General features: G+C 41.8%; 24 protein-coding genes, 1 pseudogene and 1 other annotated feature. Of the genes and pseudogenes, 17 read left to right on the forward strand and 8 right to left on the reverse strand.

Annotation, left to right across the window (positions count from 1 at the left end; all coding sequences use genetic code 11):
• Positions 1–595: 595 nt before the first annotated feature.
• The 12 genes from MCJ35_RS29195 (at position 596) to MCJ35_RS29250 (ending at position 12,660) form a co-directional block, all read left to right on the forward strand.
• On the forward strand, positions 596–1,321 hold the full coding sequence (locus MCJ35_RS29195) for a ComF family protein (RefSeq protein ID WP_025483970.1): 726 nt from the start codon (positions 596–598) through the stop codon (positions 1,319–1,321).
• 223 nt (positions 1,322–1,544) lie between these two features.
• Positions 1,545–3,296, forward strand: a complete 1,752-nt coding sequence (locus MCJ35_RS29200) for a hypothetical protein (RefSeq protein ID WP_240299735.1) — start codon at positions 1,545–1,547, stop codon at positions 3,294–3,296.
• A 228-nt stretch (positions 3,297–3,524) separates the two neighbouring features.
• Positions 3,525–3,674 (forward strand): 50S ribosomal protein L33, encoded by a 150-nt coding sequence (rpmG, locus tag MCJ35_RS29205; protein ID WP_008726232.1) that lies wholly within the window; start codon positions 3,525–3,527, stop codon positions 3,672–3,674.
• A 26-nt stretch (positions 3,675–3,700) separates the two neighbouring features.
• Entirely contained in the window at positions 3,701–3,961 is a 261-nt protein-coding gene (gene secE, locus MCJ35_RS29210) for a preprotein translocase subunit SecE (protein WP_008726234.1), read from the forward strand.
• Between the two features lie 49 nt (positions 3,962–4,010).
• Positions 4,011–4,529: a transcription termination/antitermination protein NusG gene (gene nusG, locus MCJ35_RS29215; RefSeq protein WP_008726236.1), complete on the forward strand. Its 519-nt coding sequence runs from the start codon at positions 4,011–4,013 to the stop codon at positions 4,527–4,529.
• Positions 4,530–4,626: 97 nt separating this feature from the next.
• Positions 4,627–5,052, forward strand: coding sequence for a 50S ribosomal protein L11 (rplK, locus tag MCJ35_RS29220; RefSeq protein WP_008726238.1), 426 nt, complete (start codon positions 4,627–4,629; stop codon positions 5,050–5,052).
• A gap of 116 nt (positions 5,053–5,168) precedes the next feature.
• Positions 5,169–5,864: a 50S ribosomal protein L1 gene (gene rplA, locus MCJ35_RS29225; RefSeq protein WP_008726240.1), complete on the forward strand. Its 696-nt coding sequence runs from the start codon at positions 5,169–5,171 to the stop codon at positions 5,862–5,864.
• A 74-nt stretch (positions 5,865–5,938) separates the two neighbouring features.
• Positions 5,939–6,086: a sequence feature (ribosomal protein L10 leader region), on the forward strand.
• A 49-nt stretch (positions 6,087–6,135) separates the two neighbouring features.
• Positions 6,136–6,636, forward strand: coding sequence for a 50S ribosomal protein L10 (gene rplJ / locus MCJ35_RS29230; protein ID WP_008726242.1), 501 nt, complete (start codon positions 6,136–6,138; stop codon positions 6,634–6,636).
• Between the two features lie 206 nt (positions 6,637–6,842).
• Complete coding sequence (rplL, locus tag MCJ35_RS29235; protein WP_008726244.1) at positions 6,843–7,217, forward strand: 50S ribosomal protein L7/L12; 375 nt, start codon at positions 6,843–6,845, stop codon at positions 7,215–7,217.
• A gap of 729 nt (positions 7,218–7,946) precedes the next feature.
• On the forward strand, positions 7,947–9,287 hold the full coding sequence (locus MCJ35_RS29240; RefSeq protein WP_025483962.1) for a tagaturonate reductase: 1,341 nt from the start codon (positions 7,947–7,949) through the stop codon (positions 9,285–9,287).
• Positions 9,288–9,655: 368 nt separating this feature from the next.
• Positions 9,656–11,410: a PspC-like choline-binding domain-containing protein gene (locus MCJ35_RS29245; RefSeq protein WP_240299736.1), complete on the forward strand. Its 1,755-nt coding sequence runs from the start codon at positions 9,656–9,658 to the stop codon at positions 11,408–11,410.
• A gap of 113 nt (positions 11,411–11,523) precedes the next feature.
• Complete coding sequence (locus MCJ35_RS29250) at positions 11,524–12,660, forward strand: PspC-like choline-binding domain-containing protein (RefSeq protein ID WP_025483960.1); 1,137 nt, start codon at positions 11,524–11,526, stop codon at positions 12,658–12,660.
• A gap of 183 nt (positions 12,661–12,843) precedes the next feature.
• On the opposite strand, the gene MCJ35_RS29255 is transcribed toward MCJ35_RS29250, so the two are convergent.
• The 8 genes and pseudogenes from MCJ35_RS29255 to MCJ35_RS29290 form a co-directional block, all read right to left on the reverse strand.
• Complete coding sequence (locus MCJ35_RS29255) at positions 12,844–13,152, reverse strand: transposase (RefSeq protein WP_353656093.1); 309 nt, start codon at positions 13,150–13,152, stop codon at positions 12,844–12,846.
• 73 nt (positions 13,153–13,225) lie between these two features.
• Positions 13,226–13,387 carry a transposase gene (locus tag MCJ35_RS29260; RefSeq protein WP_240299737.1) on the reverse strand — a complete coding sequence of 54 codons (162 nt, stop codon included), beginning with the start codon at positions 13,385–13,387 and terminating at the stop codon, positions 13,226–13,228.
• Positions 13,323–13,976 (reverse strand): transposase family protein, encoded by a 654-nt coding sequence (locus MCJ35_RS29265; protein ID WP_240299738.1) that lies wholly within the window; start codon positions 13,974–13,976, stop codon positions 13,323–13,325. The genes MCJ35_RS29260 and MCJ35_RS29265 overlap by 65 nt, the downstream gene beginning before the upstream one ends.
• 318 nt (positions 13,977–14,294) lie before the next feature.
• Positions 14,295–15,499, reverse strand: a pseudogene (locus tag MCJ35_RS29270) (IS256 family transposase).
• Between the two features lie 331 nt (positions 15,500–15,830).
• Positions 15,831–16,022, reverse strand: a complete 192-nt coding sequence (locus tag MCJ35_RS29275; RefSeq protein ID WP_025483955.1) for a transposase — start codon at positions 16,020–16,022, stop codon at positions 15,831–15,833.
• A 336-nt stretch (positions 16,023–16,358) separates the two neighbouring features.
• Positions 16,359–16,574 carry a hypothetical protein gene (locus tag MCJ35_RS29280; protein ID WP_240299739.1) on the reverse strand — a complete coding sequence of 72 codons (216 nt, stop codon included), beginning with the start codon at positions 16,572–16,574 and terminating at the stop codon, positions 16,359–16,361.
• A 226-nt stretch (positions 16,575–16,800) separates the two neighbouring features.
• Entirely contained in the window at positions 16,801–17,934 is a 1,134-nt protein-coding gene (locus MCJ35_RS29285) for a PspC-like choline-binding domain-containing protein (protein ID WP_025483952.1), read from the reverse strand.
• Between the two features lie 146 nt (positions 17,935–18,080).
• Positions 18,081–19,832: a PspC-like choline-binding domain-containing protein gene (locus MCJ35_RS29290; protein ID WP_240299740.1), complete on the reverse strand. Its 1,752-nt coding sequence runs from the start codon at positions 19,830–19,832 to the stop codon at positions 18,081–18,083.
• Positions 19,833–20,209: 377 nt separating this feature from the next.
• On the opposite strand from MCJ35_RS29290, the gene MCJ35_RS29295 reads away from it, so the two are divergent.
• The 5 genes from MCJ35_RS29295 (at position 20,210) to MCJ35_RS29315 (ending at position 25,904) form a co-directional block, all read left to right on the forward strand.
• The gene (locus MCJ35_RS29295; protein ID WP_240299741.1) at positions 20,210–21,817 is read left to right on the forward strand and encodes an O-antigen ligase family protein; all 1,608 of its coding nucleotides are present in this window, start codon (positions 20,210–20,212) and stop codon (positions 21,815–21,817) included.
• A gap of 119 nt (positions 21,818–21,936) precedes the next feature.
• Entirely contained in the window at positions 21,937–23,292 is a 1,356-nt protein-coding gene (locus MCJ35_RS29300; RefSeq protein WP_025483950.1) for a sugar transferase, read from the forward strand.
• Positions 23,293–24,330, forward strand: a complete 1,038-nt coding sequence (locus MCJ35_RS29305; RefSeq protein ID WP_025483949.1) for a glycosyltransferase family 2 protein — start codon at positions 23,293–23,295, stop codon at positions 24,328–24,330.
• Between the two features lie 18 nt (positions 24,331–24,348).
• Positions 24,349–25,137, forward strand: coding sequence for an ABC transporter permease (locus tag MCJ35_RS29310; protein WP_025483948.1), 789 nt, complete (start codon positions 24,349–24,351; stop codon positions 25,135–25,137).
• A 14-nt stretch (positions 25,138–25,151) separates the two neighbouring features.
• Positions 25,152–25,904, forward strand: a complete 753-nt coding sequence (locus MCJ35_RS29315) for an ABC transporter ATP-binding protein (protein ID WP_240299742.1) — start codon at positions 25,152–25,154, stop codon at positions 25,902–25,904.
• Positions 25,905–25,911 lie beyond the last annotated feature (7 nt).

The following is a 25,911-nucleotide window of genomic DNA, read 5'->3' on the forward strand; positions in this document are numbered from 1 at the left end:
GCACGATATGCCGCTACGCCAGGATGGGAAAGGTACTGGTTCATGGACTTATGGGACTGTTGGATTAAAGTAGGCAGGATAAGTGAATAATGGACAGAATAAGGTTTCCGGGACGATGAATCCCGGAAATCTTTTATTTGTGTTACTGTATTGCCAGGAGGAATCTCCTTCATTTTATTTTTGTCCAAGGTCTGCATCAAGTCAGGTTCAGTTATTTTATTAGCATTCCTTCTGTATCATCTGATTGGAAAATAAGATGTGCAAAGCTTTGGCAGGCATTTTTAAGTTTTAGAAGGCTTTATGGAGCTTTGCAGGCATCACACGGTTTTAAAAGGTATTACAAGCTTTAGCAGGATTTATAACTGCTTACAAAGCTGCTACAGCTTTATAAGCAGTTGATTTTATAAGAAATCTGTGTTAGTGTAATCAATATACCCCAGATGTCCCTTCTGACATTAAAATTCCACATCATAATTCTGGCTTCCTATATCTATACCCACACACCTAAGACACCTAAGCCCACCGGGCTGTCAATGAAGTCAAACATATCCCATGAGAAGACAAAACAATCCATACAAAACGGAGAACCACGAAAATGAACCCAATCCAATCAATCACCAGCCATCTCTTAGACCTCCTGTTCCCGCGCCGGTGTCCTGTCTGCGCCCGGATTGTCATGCCCAGGGGCAATCTCATCTGCCCTGAATGTATGAAAAAACTGTCCTGGGTGCACAGGCCAACCTGCAAAAAATGCGGAAAGGAGGTACTAAGCGACACCATTGAGTACTGTTATGATTGTACAAAGCACAGAAGGAGCTTTGATTACGGCCTTTCCCTGGTTAATTATGATGACATTGCCAGTAAGTCCATGGCTCAGATAAAATACAACAACAAGCGCGAATACCTGGACTTTTACAGTGAAGCCATGTTCAGGGGATTGGGGAAGCGGATCCTGCGTATGAAGGCAGACGTCCTGGTACCTGTCCCGGTCCATCCGTCCCGTTTAAGGATAAGGGGATTCAATCAGGCAGAAGAACTGGCATGGCGGCTGTCTGAAAAGACAGGAATACCTGTAGACAGATCAATCCTGAAACGCAGCAAAAAGACTGCCCCGCAGAAATCATTAGACCCATCAGGCCGCCTGAAAAACCTGGAACAGGCATTTACAGCAGGACACATTCCCCCGAATATCCATTCCGTAATCCTGGTAGATGACATCTATACCACTGGAAGCACCATTGAAGCATGTACACGGGTGTTGAAAAAAGCCGGGATGGAACATGTGTATTTTGTCACGATTTTTATCGGACATGGGCAGTAATAAGTAAACATTAAAACCCTGCAATTCTAAAACGTAGTCTGAATCCGTCATCTAAATCCATCATCTGAATCCATCCCCTGAATCCATCCCCCCCTCCCGCCGCCCCGCTTCCGTGGCCGTGTTTTACGATTGGATTTCAATACAAAAACCGTAAGAAAGCATGCATTGACGCCCCATATTGCCCACAGTATAATAAAAGATACATATAGAAAGGACAATGCGTATGGTACAGAACAGAACCGAAGGGATTAAGAAAATGTCTCCGGTGCCAATGCCTGAAAATATCAAACAGGCGAAGCTGGTGTCAATGCTGCACAGAGGCAAGATCATACTTGCAGCTACAATACTTGCATCCATCTGCCTGTGGTTGCCGGGAAGCGGAAAACTGCCCGGAACATCTGTTTTTGCTCAGGAAACCGTGCAGCAGGAAACTGGAACACCGGAAACAGAAGAGAAAATAAATACCCCTGCTGAACTGAATGAATGGTATAGTCGCCAAACAGGGACAGATAATAAGATTGGTGTTATCTCCAAAGAACTGGTCATTACGGATGAAACCATATTGTTGGGAGCGCCCATAACTGATGGAGCCGGAGCTAACCGTTACTCAGACCAGACCGTAAAGACCGGAAACCGCAATACGGCCCGGAATCCAAACCATGGCCCGGTCCAAATCAAAATCCAGAGGGAAAAAGACGGGTCAGGCGGCATTATCAGGATCAGGGGCAATGGTTCCCTTATCATCAATGACCCGAATCTGCTCATTACCGGGCCGGACCGCCTGATTTCAGTGGAAGGCAATGGAAAACTGAATTTAAACCAGGGAAAAATAAAATTGGACAATACAAAACCGGATACCCCGGCCATTGTCTGCAGGAATAAGGAGCAGCAGATAAAAGTAAGCCCGGAATTCAATGAAGGCAGTCCGTTATATTTTGCCCCTCTTCCTGAGCCTGTTCCGCCGGATGAAACCGAGCCCCAGCCGGAACCGGAACCCCCGGGGCAGAATCCGGAAACATATCTCACGGAAGCCCTGCTCATGAACATCAATGCAGATGGAAGCGGAACCGCCAGGCTGCGGTTCCAGAACCTGCCCCCTGATATCACCGCCCTGTACATTTACCGCAGTGAAGACGGAAAGTCATGGACAAAGGAAAAGAACCGTGTGGAGACATCCGTTGCCCAAGGCGGCCAGGGCACGGCAGAATATGAGAATTTCCTGAAGGAGCCAGGCAATATCCTGAACCGCAGTATTGTGGAGGATGAATACCTGACCTACCGTTTCCAGTCAGATAACCGCTCATTTTATGTGAAGGCCAGAATAGAATGGCCGGACGGAGCCATCGACACCCCCAAGATAAGGGTGGCCATACCGGATTATACCGGACAGGGCCTGACCTTCTCCTACGGATGGGGTGGTTATGGGGGAAGCGGATACGGAAACAGCTATAATTCATACGGAAGCGGTAAAGGCAGCTCCTATGGCAATTCCTCCGGCACAGGAGGCAGTGCGGAAGGGGAAACTGATGCACCGGAAGGCCCGATTCGGCGGGGAGGAGGCCGCAGCAGGAATCATTACACGCCATCCCTGCCGTCCCAGCCATCCCAGTCATCCCCAATAGCAACCAGACCCATTGCCACAGCCACGCCATCTAATGCCATGGCTGCCGGAAGCGGCATATCAGCAGGGGAAGCCGGTGAGGCCCAGGAAGATGATGGTGAAAATGCAATACCCGTCCAGGAACCGGAATTGATGGAAGAAAATGATATCCAAAATATGGAATCCGGCCTGCCCGGTGAGCCGGAGGAAAATCAAGGCCCGGACAAAAAGCTGCAATATACGGTAATGGCCGCAGCGGTAATCCTCCTCACAGGGGGGACGGTCTTCTGTCTTCGCCATAGAAGGGGAAACAGGATAGGACAAAAAGAGACAGGACAAAAGGATAGAGGACAAAAGAAGAAGCAGGATAAATAAAAGGAAAACCAAACAGGACAGGACAAAATACATCCGGAAACCATGTGGAACTATGCGGAACACATGGGGAACCAGCCAGAAAAAAGACCTAAAAAACCTTGACGTATCGACATATATATGGTATAGTAGTCAGGCGAATGGAAGAGCTTAGGTCTTTTTTTTATGCTCAAAATTAAGTATCTAAGCAGCAAAATGTGAACTACGATAATATAAGTGGAGGTGGAAGTCGTGCGCACAAAAATTACACTGGCATGTACAGAATGCAAACAACGCAACTATAACATGACTAAGGACAAGAAAACTCATCCGGACCGTATGGAAACCAAGAAGTACTGCAGATTCTGCAAGAGACATACCATGCATAAGGAAACCAAGTAATCCTGTTCAGTAAAGGACGTGATAATATGGAAGAGAATACAGTGTCAACTGTAGAAACCACAGAAAAAACGGCCAAGGCTGACAAGGCAGAGAAGAAATCAGCTAAGAAGGAGAAAAAGCCTAGCTTTTTCAAAGGGCTGAAAAAAGAGTACAAGAAAATCGTCTTTGCTGACAAGGAAACAGTAGCAAAACAGACAGTGGCAGTGCTGTTCATGTCAATCTTCATCGGCGTGGTAATTGCTGTCCTGGACCTGGTCATGAAGTTTGGTTTAAGCTTTATTTTATAAAGTGAAGCAAACTCATGATAGGGATTGAATTAAAGGCGAGGGTGATTGTATGTCAGAAGCACATTGGTATGTAGTCCATACCTACTCAGGTTATGAGAACAAAGTCAAGGTCGATATTGAGAAGACAATTGAAAACAGAAACCTTCAGGACCAGATCTTAGAGGTATCCGTACCCATGCTTCCTGTAGTGGAGCTTAAGAACGGTGTGGAGAAAAAAGCTGACAAGAAGATGTTCCCGGGTTATGTGCTCATCAACATGGTCATGAATGACGACACATGGTATGTGGTGCGCAACACCCGCGGTGTCACGGGCTTTGTGGGTCCGGGCTCCAAACCGGTTCCTCTGACAGAAGAAGAGATGGCCAGCCTGGGCTTCAGGAGAGAAGAAGACGTCTTAGTCGATTTTGAAGTTGGAGATATGGTTGTTGTTATCTCCGGTGCATGGAAGGATACTGTCGGAGCCATCAAGGCGATTAACGACAGCAAGAAAACCATCACAATGCATGTAGAAATGTTTGGCCGTGAGACACCGGTTGAACTGGGATTTGCTGAAGTCAAGAGGATGTAGGCGGTCCTTTGCAACACAAAGAATCAGCTTTTGCAGGGCAAGGGCTGGTGGGAGGGACATTCCCGACAATACCACATAATTTTAGGAGGTGCCTAAGATGGCAAAGAAAGTAACAGGATATATCAAATTACAGATTCCAGCTGGCAAAGCAACACCAGCACCACCAGTTGGACCAGCACTTGGTCAGCACGGTGTCAACATCGTTCAGTTTACCAAGGAATTCAACGCAAGAACAGCAGATCAGGGCGATATGATCATCCCTGTAGTCATTACCGTATATGCGGACAGAAGCTTCAGCTTCATCACCAAGACCCCGCCTGCAGCAGTACTGATTAAGAAAGCCTGCAACATCAAGACCGCTTCCGCTGTTCCTAATAAGAACAAGGTTGCTGTCCTTAAGAAGGCTGACCTTCAGAAGATTGCAGAGACCAAGATGCCAGACTTAAATGCCGCCAGCTTAGAAGCTGCCATGAGCATGATTGCAGGAACTGCAAGAAGCATGGGCGTTACCGTCGAGGAATAAGAATTGGTGTATGAATCCGTATGCCCTTGAGCAAGGCACCGGGTTACTGGAGCATTTTCCCGTTATATGAACGTGGGAGGGAGATTCCCCGTCAATACCACTAGGAGGTTATTAAAATGAAATCAGGTAAAAGATATGCAGAGGCTATAAAGAATGTAGACCGTACTGCACTTTATGACGTAGCAGACGCAATCGCATTAGTTAAGAAGAATGCATCTGCAAAATTTAACGAGACTGTAGAAGTCCATATCAGAACAGGATGTGACGGACGTCATGCTGACCAGCAGATCCGTGGCGCCGTTGTACTGCCTCACGGAACAGGTAAGACCGTACGTATCTTAGTATTTGCAAAAGGACCAAAGGCTGACGAGGCTCAGGCTGCAGGTGCTGATTACGTTGGTGCTGAGGAACTGATTCCGAGGATCCAGAACGACGGATGGCTGGATTTTGACGTTGTTGTAGCTACTCCTGACATGATGGGCGTTGTTGGCCGTCTGGGCCGTGTACTTGGACCCAAGGGCTTAATGCCAAACCCAAAGGCTGGCACCGTGACCATGGACGTAACCAAGGCCATCAACGATATCAAAGCTGGTAAGATTGAATACAGACTTGACAAGACAAACATTATTCACGTGCCAGTAGGAAAAGCTTCTTTCACAGAGGAGCAGTTAGCGGACAACTTCCAGACGCTTATTGATGCAATCATGAAAGCGAAGCCAAGCACAGTTAAGGGTGCATACCTTAAGAGCGTTGCCCTGACCTCAACCATGGGACCTGGCGTTAAGCTGAATGTAGGTAAGCTGGTCAACTAATTGATTGCAGTAATATAGACGGTGTCATCCCGCAGTAAAATGAGGCTTGACATCAATCATACAATGTGATATGATACCACAGTATTGAATGCCCTGAGACAGCAGGTACCGTAAGGTGTAAGGCGTAACCGCCTGCCGAGGAACATACAAAACTCTGATTATTCATGATGAGATTTTGCAGACCTCTCTGTCCATATGGCAGAGAGGTCTTTATGTATTCCATGCTATGACGGTTTTCAATGCAAGAATAAAATAAGGAGGTAAACCATTCATGGCAAAAGTTGAATTAAAACAGCCAGTTGTAGACGAAATCAAGGGAGTACTTGAAGGCGCTGCAGGCGCAGTCATCGTTGATTACCGCGGTCTGACTGTAGAGCAGGATACCCAGCTGCGTAAGAAATTAAGGGAAGCTGGTGTGACCTACAAGGTATACAAGAACACCCTGATTAAGCGTGCAGCAGAAGGAACCGAATTTGCAGCACTTGAACCACAGCTGGAAGGACCGACCGCATTAGCAGTATCCAAGGAAGATGCGACCGCTCCTGCAAGGATTTTAGCAGAATTTGCTAAGACAGCACCTAAGCTGGAGCTGAAGGCATCCATCGTTGAAGGAACCTACTACGACCAGGCCGGAACCCAGGTTATTGCAACCATCCCATCCAGGGAAATCCTGCTGGGCAAGCTGCTTGGCAGCATCCAGTCTCCTATCACCAACCTGGCCCGCGTACTCAATCAGATTGCGGAGAAGAACGGTGGGGCTGCAGAAGCATAATCACCTTATCTTTTGCATGGGACAGCAGGGCGTCATCAGCTGCCTGATTAGGAATCAGTGATTAGTATCAATAGATATATAATCAATGATAAGGAATAAGATTGGAACATCATTCAGGCCCATCAGGGACTGAAGATGAGTTAAAACAACATTTAACATGTAATACCGAATACCAAATACTAAATATCAAACAGGAGGAACATAAAATGGCAAAGTTAACAACCGCTGAGTTTATCGAAGCTATCAAGGAATTATCCGTATTAGAACTGAACGAATTAGTAAAAGCATGTGAGGAAGAGTTTGGCGTATCCGCAGCAGCAGGCGTTGTAGTTGCAGCAGCAGGCGCTGGCGCAGCAGCAGCTGAAGAGAAGACCGAATTTGACGTAGAGCTGACCGAGGTTGGTCCAAACAAGGTTAAAGTCATCAAGGTTGTACGTGAAGTTACCGGCTTAGGCCTTAAGGAAGCTAAAGACGTAGTTGATGGCGCTCCAAAGGCAATCAAGCAGGGCGTATCCAAGGAAGAGGCTGAGGATGTTAAGGCTAAATTAGAGGCTGAAGGCGCTAAGGTTACCCTGAAGTAATTTAACTTTATATCTTCAACATTACATCTTGAAAAAGCTTGTAACAAGGCGGCTGTCAGAGAAATCTGGCGGCCGCTTTTTGTGGACTTATTTTACAACCGCCAATTACCGTGCTTGTCATATTACCTATTTTTCAGAGTAAAATAGTATTGGCTGTGTTCAAGCTTTTCAAGTCATTTTTCTGCCCTGTGGCATTGTTTGTGTGGTGGTTTGTATGATTTACCCTTGTTTATAAAAATGATACCGAACCATAGTTATTAGATGACGGGGATGTCAAATACATTGGTGTACTGACACGATGGCATTCAGATAAACCTCCTTGTCTATTTTCCTGATAGCACAGGTTAAAAATACTCAGCGTAGCCCGCTACGCCTCCGTTTTTTTACCTGCACTCTCAGAAAAATATCCTGCTGAGTTTTACCAGAAGTCATCATGTCACTACACTGGATTTGTTGGAAAATGTTGTATTTCAAAACCCCATGTAAGAATCCTACAAAATTCACATGTAAAAGCCGGATGTTAAGAACTTATATAAGATTCCTGTATGAGTGAGTGGATAAGGATTTTTTTGAAAATGTAAACACTTACAATTTTCCATTAAAATCCCTTGCATATTTTTAGATAATGTTGTATAGTAATCTCAGAAATAAAGCGATAGTGCTTCATATGTAAAAATGTAAGCACTTACAAAAAGCAATCCAATTTTTAATCCTATGGAGGTAGCAGACATGAGCAATAATGTAAAAGAGACAGTTATCCAGTTTGGCGAAGGCGGATTCCTGCGTGGATTCGTAGATTACTTCTTCCACAAACTTCAGGAAAAGGGCTTATATGATGGAAAAATCGTTGTAGTGCAGCCAATTGAAAAAGGAATGTGCCAGATGCTGGCCGACCAGAACTGCGAATACAATCTGTTTCTCCGCGGCATTGATAATGGAGAAGTAGTTAATGAGCATACCCATGTAACATCCATATCCAGAGCGCTGAATCCATACACACAGTATGAGGAGTATATTGCCCTGGCAGAAAGCCCTGACTTAAGGGTACTGGTTTCCAATACAACAGAAGCCGGAATTGAATATCTTGGAACAGAAAAACTCAGCGATATGCCGCCCAAGTCCTATCCTGCAAAATTGTGTCAGTTCTTATATAAAAGGTACAAAGCAGGATTAAAAGGTCTGATTCTCCTTCCATGCGAGCTGATTGATGACAATGGCGACAACTTAAAAAAATGCGTTCTTCAGTATGCAGATCTTTGGGAGCTGGAAGATGGCTTTAAAAATTGGCTTGAAACGGACAATGATTTCTGCAGCACACTGGTAGACCGTATTGTTACCGGTTATCCGAGAGATGAAGTAGAAGAACTGACAAAAAAGATTGGCTACGAAGATAAGTTAATTGATACAGCAGAGATTTTCCATCTGTGGGTAATCGGCGGGCATCATGAGGACGAGCTTCCATTCCAGAAAGCCGGCTACAATGTTGTGTGGACCGACGATGTGCATCCATATAAGAAGAGAAAGGTCCGTATCCTAAACGGCGGCCACACCTCCATGGTTTTAGGCGCATATCTTTATGGGCTTGAGACAGTAGGTGAATGCATGAAGGATGAAAAAGTTTCTTCCTTCCTTAAGAAATGCATCTTTGAAGAAATCATTCCTACCATAGGGGATACAGAAGACAACCGTAAGTTCGGCGCAGCTGTGCTGGAGCGTTTCTCCAATCCATTTATTAAGCACCTGCTGTTAAGCATTGCCCTTAATTCCGTGAGCAAGTTCCAGGTACGTGTCCTTCCAACCATACTGGAATACAAAGAGAAGTTTGGAAAATACCCTGCAGCCCTGACTTTCTCCATGGCGGCCCTTATCTCCTTCTACCGTACCGATAAGGCAAATGACGGCGAAGAAATCCTTGCGTTCATGAAGACTGCCTCTGTAGAAGACATCATGAAGCGTGAAGACTACTGGCACGAAGACCTGAGCGAGATGATTCCAATGGTTCAGGAATACTACGATTTAATCCAGGACAAGGGAATGGCAGAAGCATACAGCGCTGTTTTGGCAAAATAAATGTCAATAAAATGAGCATCAGAAAAATGGTACCTGATACCAAAAATCGGGTATCATTTTTTATTACCCTCAAATTGTACAAATATAAGTACAAATTTCGAAAGACCTTTGCTTTTTGTAATAATTACGTAAGAAAATGCACAGGTAAATGTTATGGTATTTTCCTCGGATTTATACTATACTAAATGCGTGTGATGGAGTTGGAAAGCTTCCATTGGTAAATTGTCTAATTTACGCATTTTTAGTAGAATTTGCAAAAAATGCAAAAAAACTATTGATAATTTTCCTTATCCGAAGTATAATCAACTCGTAATGCAATTAGGAATTTCAAAAAGTATTTCAAAAAGAAAAAGGAGAGTGCATTAATTATGAGAAAGCAGACAAAATTAGTTGCTGTATTATCAACAGCAGCACTGCTCGCTATTGGTGCATCCATGACTTCTTTCGCAGCTCAGGGTTGGGCCGAGGAAGATGGTACTTGGGTATACTACGACAGGAATGGCGACAGAGTAACTGATAAGTGGGCTAAGTCCGGTAATAACTGGTATTACTTAGACAGCGATGGCGAGATGGCTATCGATACCCTGATTGAGGATGGCGACAACTACTACTATGTAGATGTTAATGGCGTTATGGCTTCTAATCAGTGGGTTGCTATCGAGAACGAGGATGCAGGCGATGATGATGAGCCAGAGAATTACTGGTACTATTTCCAGGCTAATGGTAAAGCATTAACCAACGGAAATAACAGCAACATCGCATTAAAGACTGTTAACGGCAAGAAGTATGCCTTTGACGAAGAAGGTAAGATGCTGTACGGCTGGGTTGCAAAAGACAACGCAGAGCGTATCGACAATACAGACGGTGATGGCTTCAAGACCGGTGACTATTACTTCGGTGACGAGAACGACGGTGCAATGACCGTTGGTTGGTTACAGATGGATATCACATATGATGAAGCAACCAGCGATTACGAGTTTGCTCCTGTATTTAATGATGATGAGGATCAGACACGTTGGTTCTACTTCCAGTCTAATGGTAAGAAAGTTAAGGCTGATGGAGCAAGAGAAGCAAAAGAGAAGACCATCAATGGTAAGAAATATGCATTTGACCAGTATGGTGCTATGACAGCTGAGTGGTCTCTGGATCGTGAAGATGCTGATAAGCTGGCTACAGCTGATCGTGCACATAGCGATAACAGCACAGCAACAGGAAACAGCGTTACTGCTAGGTATGCTCAGGAGTGGAGATACTTCAATAGCGTAGAAGATGGTTCCAGAATCAGCAAGGGCTGGTTCAAGGTAGTTGCAGCTGAATGGCTGAACAACGATAAGTTTGATGATGATGAGGATTCCTGGTACTATGCAGACGGCAGCGGCAATCTGTATGCTGGTGAGTTCAAGACCATCAAGGGTAAGAAGTATGCATTCCGTGATGATGGCCGTATGGTTGATGGCCTGAAGTTCATCAAGGATTTGGGTACAGGCTTAAGCGTAAGAGCTGATGATGATGGATCTCTTCCATTCGATACTGAGGATGACTTCAATGATAGTGCCCTTCAGTATGAGAAGCAGGGATATAGCTGCTACTACTTCGGTGATGGTAATGATGGTTCTATGAAGACCAACAAGACCAGCATTGATATCGATGGCGATAAGTTTAATTTCTACTTCCAGAAGTCTGGCTCCAAGAAGGGTGCTGGTTTAACTGGTGAGAAGGATGACAAGTATTATCAGTCTGGTAAGATGCTTGCAGCTGGTAAGGATGAGAAGTATCAGGTAATTCAGAAGGTTAGCACAGCAACTGAAGAAGGATATAAGAAGTTGGCTGATGTTGATGATTTCTTAGATGCTATTACTGCTAGCAACTATGCTGATCACACCAATAGTACTGATGCAGTCAAAGAAGCACAGTTAGCAACAGTTGGTGTTAACAAGAAGGGTGAAGATATCAAGGATCTGTACATGATTAATGGTGGCAGTGGCCTGTCTTCTGATAATTATTTCTTAGTAAACACATCTGGTAAGGTTATTGACAGCAAGACCAAGAGCACTGATGGTAGTGATTTCGTATACGTTACTGCAAAGGGCGGAAAAATTCTTGCTATCTACAGCGAAGACTAATTATTAGTTAGTTAGACTTAGTAGTATGATTTAGGGGGAAGCGTTGTGACTGATTTAATATTAAATTAAGTCACAACGCTTCTTTTTTAATAAGAATAAAGGAGAGGAAATATATGATATATAAAAAGCTTAGACCATTGGTGTTGGCATTATTGATTTCTGCATCATCAGCTTTTCCTGCAATGGCAGATAGCGCTGCAACAACCATGGAAAACAGCGGTGCATATCTCTTTGAATGGCGTCCTGTGGACTGTGGAGATGGCCATTCCTTTGCAATTCTAGTAGGCGGTAATACGATTTATGAAAGTGATGTCATACTGAGCAGAGGGTATGATTATGCATATACTTTTAAACCAATGGAGTATTCAAGGCCGTGGGGACAAGTCCCGGATTTGGTTAATATTGATGGAGTATGGGGGATTCCGGAGAATTGGACATCCATGCCGGAAGGAAGTCAGCCAGTTACACGTATTGTTCTTTATACCAACAATAAGAATCTGTCCAGTAATGAAAGATATGTAGATGTTGTCCATCTTCCCGGTAATGTAAATAGTGCAGAATTGCCACCGGAAGTAAGAAAATACTTGATTAATGTAGATGGATCCGATGCAGGTGCATATAATGGAACCATTACCTCTGGTTGGGTACAGGAAAATGGCCAATATAAATATAGGAAGCCGGATGGTACGTTTGTGTCAAATGGATGGTTAAAGGTTAACGACCAATCCTATTATATGAATGAAAATGGAATCATGCTTACAGATACAATTACTCCTGATGGGATTTATGTAAATGCAAGTGGTGAAAAGACGAATTATATACCAGGTTGGTATCACGATGAAAAGGGATGGCGTTATATACAGAAAAACGGTTATTATGCCGGCGCTACCTGGATTCAAGGTGATGACGGGAAATGGTATTATATTAATATTGGAACATATATGGAAATCGATGATACTACACCAGATGGCTACCGGGTAGACGCTAACGGTGTATGGGATGGACAGCCGTCTACCATTGACAACACAAAGAATCTTGGACCAGGTGCAACATCAGAGGCTGACGCTGAAGGCTGGGAGGCGTCTGGAGATAATTGGAAATATAAATTATCTGATGGAAATTATGTAACAAATGCATGGAGAGAGGTAGACGGAAAGTGGTATTACTTTAACGGCGACTCTCTGATGGTTACAAATCAGACCACACCTGATGGCTACTATGTGGGAGCAGATGGTGTGTGGAATAATTAGTTTTTGTGATTTGGCCCCAAAAAGTTAGACAAAAAGTAATGGTTACGCAACTAAAAAGGATTGAATCCTATATTAGATAGGACTTAGTCCTTTTAGTTTTGCGGCTTTATGATAAGGGCACTTTTTATGCATGGTTCCAAGTTTTGCTGATTTTGAGCATGCCAAATAAGCTTTCGCATTATCCTATGATGTACAGTGGAGTATCCGAGTCCGGAAGGGCTTGAGGTTCCGGATTCCGTAGCTACTTCGTTTTAATACCTTTATCTTGTTGTTGAATCCTTCTGATGGACCATTGGTCAGCTCGTATTTGAAGGCGTTCAGGGTTTCCATCCGCCAGGTTCTGTAGGTTTTGACACAGTCCTCAAATTTTTTAATCCCGAAGCCAGGTGCATCCGCAATCCAGTCAACGGATTCCCGCTGCTGACGGTAGGCCTTCATCTGGCAGATATCATAAAACCACTCCCCATGCGGTGCGCCTAGCGTAGGCCTCATTGTACAGAAGCATCAGATTACAAGCCCGTCCTCGTCCTTTAGCTTTTTATAGCGGGTCAGGATGAGCTTGCGGCTACGTTTGTAATACCCACGCAGGGAAATTGGCATGGGCTTCTGAAGCCGTCTGCGTACATTTAATGGCCCATGTGATTTGGCGGATGAAATGGTATTTAACCACAATAATCTTTGCGTTTGGGAAGAACGTCCGTGCAGGCGCTATATAGGGCCGCCACATGTCGTAGATGAAGAACTTTACATTCTAGGCATTCTTTCCTGAGGTTACTACGCCAATAATTAGCCAGATGACTCTGAGTCCGGTTTGGAAGGATATCGAGGATGCGCCGCTTTTTCGGATTAACCAGGATGCTTTGATATCTGCTGCTGGAAGCGTTCCCTTTGAATTCGTCAATGGAAAGTGCCTGAGGGAGCCGGTCGGGCGGAGGATAGCTGATGGTATCCAGGAGCCGGCAGACCGTCTGGACGGAAACACCGGTAAGCCCAGCAATCTGTTTCACGGAAAAGGTCTGGCGGAGCAGGGAGACAATGTAGAATGCAAGCCTGCGTGTCCTGCGGTGGTAGCTGGGCAGGAAAGAGCAGGGTTCCGTAAAACGTTTGCGGCAGGAGGTACAGAGGTAACGCCGTTTACGAAGGACCTGGATTACGTGTTTGCCCCGTAATGGGATGTCCTGGACCTCCTGCAGACGGTAATCATGGACCCGTCTGGTTTTAGCCCCACAGCAGAGGCAGGTCTGTTCTGTCGGTTGTGACAGGATAAAAATTTTAATGAAAGAGTCCGCCTGGACTATTTTTTTTAATCGAGACACCTTCCAAGCCAAGGAAAGTCTTGGTATAATTAGGGTACATCTATAAGGGTCATCTCCGTATACATTAAACTTTAATCGGAGTAATGGTTTTGGGAGGCTTCTTATAGATGTATTTTATTACAATCAAAAGAATGTTGGAAGTGTGCTTTTCAGCGAGACCGTTTTAAATTTTGTGTAAACTCAAAAAACTGATACAAGATATGTCATTGGTTACCAAAGGGTAAAGCCGTTTTTTGGGCCTTGCCCTTCCTCTGTATTATAATGCTGTTTTTGGGCATGTCAAGAAAAACTGATTTGGCAGCCCGCTTCTGCTTATAATCAGGATAAACGCTCCTCGAAATATATCTCCAGCTGGGAGTGAATCTGGCCCCAGTCCTGAGGTGCCCGGTCCATTTCTTCGTGATGTCCATCATCGCCAGATATAGCATTTTTAACAGGCTGTCATCAGAAGGAAATACCGTCTTTGACTTTGTCACTTTCCGTAGCTGGCGATTGAACCCCTCTATCGTATTTGTCGTGTATATCAGGCGTCTCACCGCTTCTGGATATTTGAAGTATGTTGACAGATCTGCCCAATCCTCTCTCCAGGATTCCGATATCTTGGGGTACTTACCATCCCATTTCTCACTGAAATCTTCCAGGGCACCCAAGGCTGCATCCTCTGTCGGTGCAGTATATACCCGCTTTAAATCAGCCATTAGCGGCTTGATTTCTTTGTAGGATACGAATTTCGTTGTGTTCCGGATCTGATGGATGATGCACTGCTGAATCCCTATCTGGGGGTATACCGCTTCGATTGCCTGGGGGAATCCCGTCAGGCCGTCTACACATGCAATCAGGATATCATTCACTCCGCGGTTTTTCAATCCGTTCAGGATGGACAGCCAGAACTTTGCACTTTCATTTTGCCCCACATACATCCCCAGGACATCCATCCTTCCATCCATGCCAATCCCTATGGCGATGTATACCGCCTGCTTTGAAATGCGTCCTTCGTTGCGTATATGGTAATGGATTGCATCCAGAAATACAACGGCGTATATCTCATCCAGAGGGCGTTCCTGCCACTCTTTTACGATGGGGGGTATCTTGTCTGTGATACGGCTTATGGTGCTGTCGGAAATGTCAATCCCATAGAGTACCCTCATGTGGCTCCCGATGTCATCCGTAGTCATCCCTTTTGCGTACATGGAGATGATCTTTTCCTCCATGTCCTGAGTGACCGTGTTTTGATATTTCTTGATGACCTGCGGTTCAAACTCCCCGGCCCTGTCCCTGGGTATATCAAGCCCCATATTGCCGTAGCTGGTATGCATGGTCTTTTGGGAATGTCCGTTGCGGCTGTTGCCCCTATCCTTGTTGCGGTAATCGTATTTGGAATAGCCCAGTTCCTCGTCCAGCTCCTCGTCCAGAGCACCCTCTAGAATGACCGACATCATGTCCCTCATGATTGCATTCACATCGGTACCGTCTTTGATTTTCACATCATTCTGTTTTAAATAGCCCTTCATGAGCTCCCGCATAGCAGCTTTCTGTGGTGTGTCGTTTTTTCTTGCGATAATAAAACCTCCAAACTGTGTGATTTTATCTTACATCAGTTTGGAGGTTTACACAATCTTTGGGATAGTCCCGAAGTGCTTTTCAGCACACTTCCAACATTCAGTATAGAACCAGTTTTCTTTCCAAGACTTTGATATTTTGGGGTACTCCGCATCCCATTCGTCTCCGAAATCTTCCAAGGCCTCCAACCAATGCTGCATCCTCTATTGGTGCGGTATATACCCGCTTTAAATCAGCCATCAGGGGTTTGATTACTTTATAGGATAGAAACCGTAGTATTCCGAATCTGATGGATTATGTACTGCTGAATCTCCGTTTGGGGGTATACCGCTTCAATGGCTTGGGGAATTCCGTCAGTCCGTCCACACACGCAATCAGGATATCATTTACTCCCTGGGTTTTCAGACTGTTCAGGATGGACAGCCCGAACTTTGCGCTTTCGTTTTGTCCCACATATATGCCCAGGATGTCTTTCCTGCCATCCATACCAATCCCTATGACTATGCCATAGCCTGCTTCACAACATGCCCTTCATTACGTATATGGTAATGGACTGCATTCGGGAATACGACTGCGTAAATCCCATCCAGAGGGCGTTCCTGCTATTCTTTTACGATAAGAAATACCTTGCTGTGATGCTGCTTATGGTGTGCTGTCAGAGATGTTGATGCCGCAAAAAATCCGCATATGGCTCTCGTTGTCATTTGTAGCCATCCCCCTTGCATACATGGAGATGATTTTTCCTCCATGTCCTGCGTGGCTGTGTTCTGCTATTTCTTGATTATCTGCGGTTCAAAATCCCCATTCTGGTCTCTGGGAATATCAAGCCCCTATGTCTCCATCGCTGGTATAGATGGTCTTCTGTAAATGTCCATTCCAGCTGTTCACCGTATCTTTGTTCCGGTAATCGTACTTGGAATAGCTTAGTTCCTCATCCAAAGTTCCTCCCAAAATGACTGACATCATATCCTTTATGATGGCATTCACATCAGAACCGCCTTTGATTTTTACATCATTCTGTTTTAAGTAGTCTTTCATGAGTTTCCGCATAGCGGCTTTCTATGGTATATCATTTTTTCTTGCCATGATACCCCCCAAAAAACTGTGTGATTTTGTCTTACATCAGTTTTTGGGGAGGGGGCACAAAATTTGAAACTCCCTCTTCTATAATATCGATTTTATCATAGAAGGTCTTTTATTAATCTAAAATAAACTCTTTATGCCATAGCTTTACTATATCTACCGAATAAGTCTCAGAGAATGTCTATTCTACCCATACACCATCAGAATTAACATTATAGCCATCCGGAGTCTGCTGGTCTATAACCATTAAAGAATTTTCATCGAAATAATACCATTTCCCATCAGCCTGTTTCCAAGCATTGGTTACGTATGCGCCATCCTCCTGCTTGTATTTCCAGCCGTTATCCGTATTCTCCCAACCGGCAAAACCTGACCCTCCTGGTCCTGGGTTTATATTATTGGAAATAGTACTAGATTCCCCATTCCATACACCGCTCTCATCCACATAAAAGCCATCCGGGGTTGTGGTGTTAACCGCCATGTAAGCCCCAATATTGAAGTAATACCATTTTCCATCCGTATCCTGAATCCAAGTTGCGGCGGCGTAATACCCATTTTTCTGTATATACCTCCAGCCCTTTTCATCGGAAACCCAGCCCGGCTTATAGCTTACCTTTTCGCCGTTTGGATTGACATAGGTTCCGTCCGGGGCATAGGTATCTGTCAACCTGACACCATTTTCATCCATGTAATATGTTTTCTCATCTACAGTAAGCCAACTGTTGGATACATAACTCCCATCCGGTTTCCGGAAAGTCCACTGACCGCTGTCATTCTGTACCCATCCAGCGGTTTCTGTCCCTTCGTAGGCACCTGCATCAGAGCCATCCACGTTAATCAGATATTTGCGGACTTCCGGAGGCAGACTGGATGAATCCACATTGCCAGGAAGATGGACAACATGTATATACCGTTTATCCGTGTCCAGATTCTTATAGTTGGTCTTAAGTACTATCTGTAAGGTAGGCTGGGCTCCTTCCGGAAGAGAAGGCCAGTTCTCCGGAATCGCCCAGACACCGTCCACATTCACCAAATCCGGTACCGTGCCCCAGGGTCTTGAATACGTTGCGGGTTCAAATGTGTAGGCATAATCATATCCACGGTTCAATATGACATTGCTCTCATTAATCGTGTTTCCGCCTACAAGGATGGCAAAGGACACGCCATCCCCACAGTCTACTGGACGCCACTCAAACAGGTAAGCACCGCTATTCTCCATAGTTATACTGCTTGATGCATCTGCGAAGGCCGGAAACGCAGCCCCCACAGATAGTGCCATCGCCATTCCAAATACCACTAATTGCTTTTTCAGCATGAATTAGTACCTCCTAGATATACGTATTGAATGTTTTAAGTAATCTTGTAAACAAAAAAGAAGCGTTGCGACTAATCATATATCCCAATCAGTCACAACGCTCCCCCTTAAATTGTTATTTGAGCAAAACTACTACCTGTGTATAATTAACTCTCAACATAGATGATTCTAACAACACCCTTGTTATCGGTTACGTATACATAATCGCTGCCGTCTTTGCTCTTGCTCTTGCTGTCAATTACTTTACCAGATGTATTAACCAGCTTGAAGTCACCTGTATTTAAACCAGTGTAATCAATTACATACAACTCAGACAAATCTGCGGTCTTCTTGCTGAAGGAAACGCCTGTTACCTTATTGGCTTCTGCTACATCAGCATCAGTCACATTCCCCTTAGCACTTACCTTCGTACCAACTTCGCCTAAGAATGCATCTACATCATCAAGCTTGGTATATCCGCCAGTAACAGCCTGGATTACCTGATACTTCTCATCAGAGCCTGCCTTCAGCAACATACCAGACTGATAGTACTTGCTATCCTTCTCGCCTGTCTTACCAGCACCCTTGTTGCTTCCAGACTTTTCAAAGAAGAAGTTGTAGTTATCACCATCAATTGAAATCGTAGCTTTATTGGTCCTCATGGCACCATCATCACCACCGCCGAAGTAGTAGCACTTATAGCCTGAGTTCTCGTACTTAGGAGCATTATTAAGGAAATCATCCTCTGTATCGAACGGACCAAAAGCTGCTTCATCATTATCGTCAGCTTTAACTGTGAGTCCGCCATTTTCCTCCTTGATAAACTTCAGTCCATCAACCATGCGGCCATCATTCCTAAATGCATACTTCTTGCCCTTGATGGTCTTGAAGTCACCTGCATACAAATCACCGCTTCCATCAGCATAGTACCAGGCATCCTCATCATCATCATACTTCTCATCATTCAGATATTCTGCGGATACTACCTTGAACCAGCCCCTGCTCTGCTTTGCACCGTTCTCAACATCGTTGAAATATCTCCACTGCTGAGCATACTTAGCTGTTACAGAATTACCAACCTCAGAATTACTCTTGCTGGCTACGATATCAACACCACTCTTGGAAGCTTCATAGATATCTGCAGACCACTCAGCTACCATTGCACCATACTGGTCAAATCCGTACTTCTTACCATTGATGGTCTTCTCTTTTACTCTGTCAGCATCATCAGATTTAACTTTCTTACCATTAGACTGGAAATAGAACCAACGGGTCTGGTCTTCATCATCTGTAAATACAGGTGAAATTGCGTTATAAGTATCATTATCAACATCGGTATACGTAATATCAATCTGTAACCATCCGGTGGTCATAGCACCATCGTCCGCATCGCCGAAGTAGTAATCACCATCTGTGAAACCTTCACCGTCCGTGTTATCAATACGCTCTGGATTGTCTTTTGCTACCCATCCGTAAAGCATCTTGCCTTCATCATCAAAAGCATATTTCTTACCATTTACTGTCTTCAAAGAAACATTATCGCCACTATTCTTTAAAGCCTTACCGTTTGCTTGGAAGTAATACCAGTAATTATCTGGCTCATCGTCTTCACCGGCATCTTCATTTTCAATAGCTACCCACTGATTGGAAGCCATAACGCCATTGATATCTACATAGTAGTAGTTATCGCCATCCTCAATCAGGGTATCGATAGCCATCTCGCCATCACTGTCTAAGTAGTACCAGTTGTTACCGGACTTAGCCCACTTATCAGTTACTCTGTCGCCATTCCTGTCGTAGTATACCCAAGTACCATCTTCCTCGGCCCAACCCTGAGCTGCGAAAGAAGTCATGGATGCACCAATAGCGAGCAGTGCTGCTGTTGATAATACAGCAACTAATTTTGTCTGCTTTCTCATAATTAATGCACTCTCCTTTTTCTTTTTGAAATACTTTTTGAAATTCCTAATTGCATTACGAGTTGATTATACTTCGTATATGGAAAATTATCGAAGAATATGAAAGTGATATCCCAAAATAGTCAAGTCTGATTAGGATGATTTTAAACTTAAAGGGCTTTGTTTTAAGAAAAAAGTCTCTATTGAGGATATGGTCCGCAATATACTTGAAATATAAGTCATAAATATTGGTAAAAATATGCATAGTTTTTTAAAGGATGGATTTATAAAGTTGCGTTATTATGAGCAAAATGATATACTGTAATGGCATTATGAATTTCCGCCTTTTTTTGTTTATTTATAGAGAATTTATATTTTATAAAATATAGGATAGAGAGATGAGTGGTTATAGGATGGAAGCACAAGAGAAAGAAAAACAAATTGATTTTTTAACACATTGGAGAAAAGTAAATAGTATTATAGCAATGGCAGGTACTTTATTAATACTTATTGGACTTCCGCTAGTTTTTCAGCACTATTATTTTAACCTTCTTGATGTAAAATACTATTATTATTGTGCAGTGATAATTGGCATGATAATTGCGGTAATAATTACTGCTTGTATTTTCTTACATCAAGATATGAGAGAGTTTGGTGGGGGTACCCTAAAAAAAATAGTAAGTAGTTTTTCTTTCTGTTCATTGAGATTTGTGGATTGGGCTATGATTGCTTTTATAGTGGCAGCAACAATCTCAACTTTGCAATCGGATTATTTTTACGAATCCTTTTGGGGAAATGAAGGAAGATTTTGTGGACTTTTTTTGATTTTATTATACGGTATTTGCTTTTTTATTATTAGTAAGTGTCTGAATTTTAGGCAGTGGTATTTAGATGTGTTTTTAGCTGCTGGTGTCGTTGTGAGCCTTATTGGTATTTTGCATTTTTTTAATATTGATCCGATTGGATTTAAAGATAATATTTCTCCATATGATTATAATATTTTTACTTCCACGATTGGTAATATTAACACATATACATCGTATATAGCGTTGATTACAGGAGCAAGTGCAGTATTGTTTTCTATGGAAACAAAGACTGCTAAAAAAGTATGGTACGCGCTATGCATGATAGTGGCATTTTGTTCATTGTTGATGGGGGGGAGCGATAATGCTTATTTGGCGTTATTAGCATTATTGGGTATGATGCCTTTATACCTATTCAATAAAATGAGAGGTATAAAAAATTATTTTTCTATTTTAGCTATTATATGTTCAGAGTTTATGCTGATTGGATTTATAAGTGATAAATGGGCTGATAGAGTGCTGGAGATAAGCGGCATTTTTAATATGATATCCGATTTTAGTTTATTGCCCTTTATTACCATGGCTTTGTGGGTGTTTGTGGTTGCATTGTATACGATGGATAGTGCGCAGAAACAGCCTAGAGAAACTAAGATTGCCAGGAACATATGGTTAGGGATGCTTATTGTAGTTGTAGCTATAGTTGCATATATATTATATGACGCTAATTTCCGAGGTAATGGCGATAAATATGGGAGTTTGCAAGCATACCTAGTTTTAGATAATAATTGGGGAACGAATAGAGGATATATTTGGAGATTGGCAATTCGAATTTATAAAGATTTTCCGATATCCCACAAGTTATTTGGGTCTGGACCGGATACATTTGGCATACTTACAGTTACGCAGTATTATGATGAAATGTTAAGAATTTATAATCAAAAATTTGAAAGTGTTCATAATGAGTATTTACAGTATTTTGTTACATTGGGGATAGTTGGCATAATAGCATATCTTAACTTATTAATTTCATCACTTGTAAGGATGATTCGTAGGTCTGGTGGAAATCCGGCTGTAATGGCAATTGTATATTCGGTTATAAGTTATGGCGCCCAAGCTGTTGTGAATATCAGTGTTCCAATTGTTGCTCCAATCATGTTGCTTTTAATTATGATGGGGTTGTCAGATTCTAAAGATAGTATATAGTGTAAACGGAATAGGTAATAGTAAATGTGGAAGATATTTTCTATTGCATCTATATAAGTTTCTGGTGTATTCTTATAGAAGACGCAGGAAGAATAAGTTTCAAGTAAAGGTAAATACAAGTGAAAAAGTTTAGCCAGTATAAACGATTGATAAAATTTATATATGCCATTAATGCTATTGGCCTGGTCGTAGCTGTTTATTGGTTTGTTTGGGTAGGGTATTACAATAAGATTATAGAAGACCCGTTTTGGCGACGAGGAAATTGGCTGATGGTTGCTTTGTATGCAGCATTGATGGCTTTCTTTTATAAAACTTATGGCGGTTTTAAAATCGCCTATTTGAAAATAGGTAATTTAATTTGGTCACAAATATTATCCATTATTTTTGTGAATATAATTTCTTATTTACAAATTGCTCTTCTTGATAAAAAGTTGCATCCAGTATACCCTATGTTTTTGATGACGTTACTTGATTTTGTGATTGTTGCTGTTTGGGCAAATTTTTTTCAATGGATTTATCGAAAGATGTTTCCACCAAAGAGATTACTGCTTGTATATGGCGAACGTCCAGCTTTTCATCTAAGAGAAAAAATTAACTCTAGAGAGGATAAGTACTATTTAGATAGTGCGGTGAATATTTCTGAGGGAATACAAAAGATTATAAAACAAGCAGTGAAATTTGACGCAGTGATTATTGGCGATATTCCTGCACATGAAAGAAATCAATTAATGAAATTGTGCTTTCAGAAATCCATACGTACATATACCGTACCTAAAATATCTGATATTTTACTTCGTACATCTTCCGAACTGGATATTTTTGACTCACCACTATTGCTATCACGTAATGAAGGCTTGCAAATAGAACAGTTAGTTACAAAGCGAGCTTTAGATGTGATATTTTCGATAGTGGGTTTAATTGTGTCAAGCCCTTTTTTTATCATAATCGGATTACTAATAAAATGTACAGATTATGGACCTATATTTTATCGCCAAAAAAGGCTGACTCAAGGCGGAAAGGAGTTCTGCATATGTAAGTTTCGGACAATGATACAAGATGCAGAAAAAGGAATGGGGGCTAGACTGGCAGCAGAAAATGATGAACGCATATTACCTATCGGGAAGTTTCTCAGAAGAACCAGATTGGATGAACTGCCACAGCTGTGGAATATATTAAAGGGCGAGATGTCCGTAGTGGGACCTAGACCGGAGCGCCCAGAACTTGCGGAAAAGATAGAAGAGGAGATTCCAGAATTTTGTTATCGTTTGAAAGTGAAAGCTGGGTTAACGGGTTATGCACAAATTTATGGCAAGTATAACACAACGTCATACGATAAACTGAAATTGGATTTAAAATATATTAGAAACTATTCACTTTTTTTGGATTTGAGACTTATTCTTATGACACCGAAGATTATGTTTATGAAGGAAAGTACGGAAGGAATAATGAAAGAAAAGGATACAAAGGTAATATAAATGAAAAACGAAAAAATATTAACGGTGGTTGTTCCAACCTATAATGCAGAGAAATATTTGGAGAAAAATTTAAACTCGTTATGTGTGGAAGAATTACTATCTAAAATTGAAGTGATTATTGTGAATGATGGTTCTACAGACTCTTCGAAAAATATTGCTCAAAAATATGCAGATAAGTATCCGGATAGTTACAAGGTGATTACGAAAGAGAATGGAGGGCATGGTTCAGGAATAAATTATGGGATAATGTATGCTCAGGGATATTATTTCAAAGTGTTAGACGCAGATGATTGGGTAGAAGAAGGCGCTTTTAAGAATTTGGTTAATTATTTGAAAATATGTGATGATGATATTGTGTATTCCGGTTTCCTATGGGCTTTTGATAACCATAGTGGTGACGAAGATTCTTTTTACAAAAAGCCAGAATTGAAGGAACCATTTGGTAGTGTCCAATATAAACAATCTTATATTTTTACTGATATAGCAGAAAAATTATATATTAAAATTCATAATTTGACAATTAAGACTAAAATATTACAAGAGAATAATATATCAATAGATACTCATTGCTACTATGTAGACACAGAATTGATTACCTATCCCATTCCTTATGTGAAAACTATCAGTTTCTTAGAGGATAATGTTTATATGTACCGCATTGGTAGAGTGGGACAAAGTGTCAGTATAGAAAAAATGCAAAAGAATGAGAGAAATTATGATAAGGTTATACAATCTTTGACAGAATTTTATGATGAATTAGGAAAAACGATACCCTGCACAATAGCACATAAAAATTATGTGGCAGGTATTATTGCCCGCGTAGTAGCTGGGAAAATTAAAATTTTATTGAGTTATCCTGCATCAAGAGAGCGATTAAAAGAATGTAAAGAATATGACGCTCGATTACAGAAAAAGTATCCTGATATCTATTATAAAAACAAGAACATGGCAATTAAAATATTACGATGGTCATCTTATAAATCATATTGGATAGCACATAGCTTATTGAATGTAAAGTTTAAGGTAAGCTCAATTTAGAAGTGAAAGGTATGTAAAATGAAGACTACAATAAAAAGATTACAAACATTCGCTCACTATAAGCCTTTGTTTATGCAACTTGTTGCTAAGGATATAAAACTTAAGTACAGAAGGAGTTTTTTGGGGTACATTTGGAGTATTCTAAATCCCTTGATGATTATGGGAATTATGGTAATAGTTTTTTCTAATATGTTTAGATGGGATATAGTGAATTATCCTGTGTACTTAATAATTGGACAGACTATTTTTAGTTTCGTGTCCGAATCAACAAATCAGGCTATGTGGTCTATTACTGGAAATGCTGCCTTATTGAAAAAAACATACGTACCTAAATATATTTTTCCATTGTCTAAAATCACCAGTTCTTTTGTGAACACGCTATTTGCATTGGGAGCAATGCTTATTGTCTTTATTGCATGCAGAGTGAAATTTAATATCTATATGCTGTTTTTACCGGTTATATTGCTAGAAGTTTATGTTTTTTGTTCTGGGCTGGGATTGTTATTGGCTCAGGGTACAGTGTTTTTTAGAGATATTCAGTATATATATGGAGCGTTTATTACAGCATGGACATATTTAACACCTATATTTTATCCCATTCAACAATTGCCATTTGAATTAATGTGGATGATTAAACATTTTAATCCACTATATTCGTATATAACTCAATTTAGGACGATTGTTTTGGATGGTGCATTTCCAGATATAAGATTAATTGTCTATGGAGTTGTGGTAGCTGGTTTGTCACTTGCAATTGGTCTGTTTGTTTTTCTTAAAAAACAGGACAAATTTATATTATATATATAGATAGGAAAAAACACATGGTAGAAAATATACAAGAGTATGCAGTGGTTGTGGATCATGCGACAGTCCGTTTTAATATGGCCTCAGAGCGAATAGATAATTTAAAGGAATATTTTGTAAAGTTTGTTAAGCGTGAGTTAATGTTTAAGGAGTTTCTGGCATTAAAAGAAATAAGTTTTAAAGTAAAAAAGGGGGAGTCTTGGGGAATAATTGGTACTAATGGGTCTGGAAAGTCAACATTACTTAAATTAATTTGTGGTATTTTGAAACCATATAAAGGAACTGTAGTTATGAACGGCACAGTAGCCCCTTTGATTGAACTTGGAGCTGGATTTGATGGCGATTTAACAGCGAGAGAGAATATCTTTTTAAATGGGGCAGTGCTTGGTTATGATAAAAGGTTTATGTCGAATCATTTTGATGAAATCGTAGATTTTGCGGAGTTGCGCGGATTTTTGGATATGCCTATAAAAAACTATTCATCGGGTATGGCTGCAAGGCTGGGATTTGCGATTGCGACAGTAGTTCGCCCTGATATTCTAATTTGTGACGAAGTTTTAGCCGTTGGAGATTACGCATTTCAGCAAAAATGTGAAAGAAGAATGAGTGATATGAGAAAGCGGGGAACGACTTTACTGTATGTATCACATTCCATAGAGTCGGTCAAGGAAGTATGCGATCATGCACTTTGGATTGATAAAGGAAATGAAAGAATGCAGGGAGAGGTTAATTTAGTTTGTAATGCATATATGAAAGAGATGGGGCATTAAAAACGGC

Source organism: Enterocloster sp. OA13 (assembly GCF_022440595.1).
In the GTDB taxonomy this organism is placed as follows: domain Bacteria; phylum Bacillota; class Clostridia; order Lachnospirales; family Lachnospiraceae; genus Enterocloster; species Enterocloster hominis.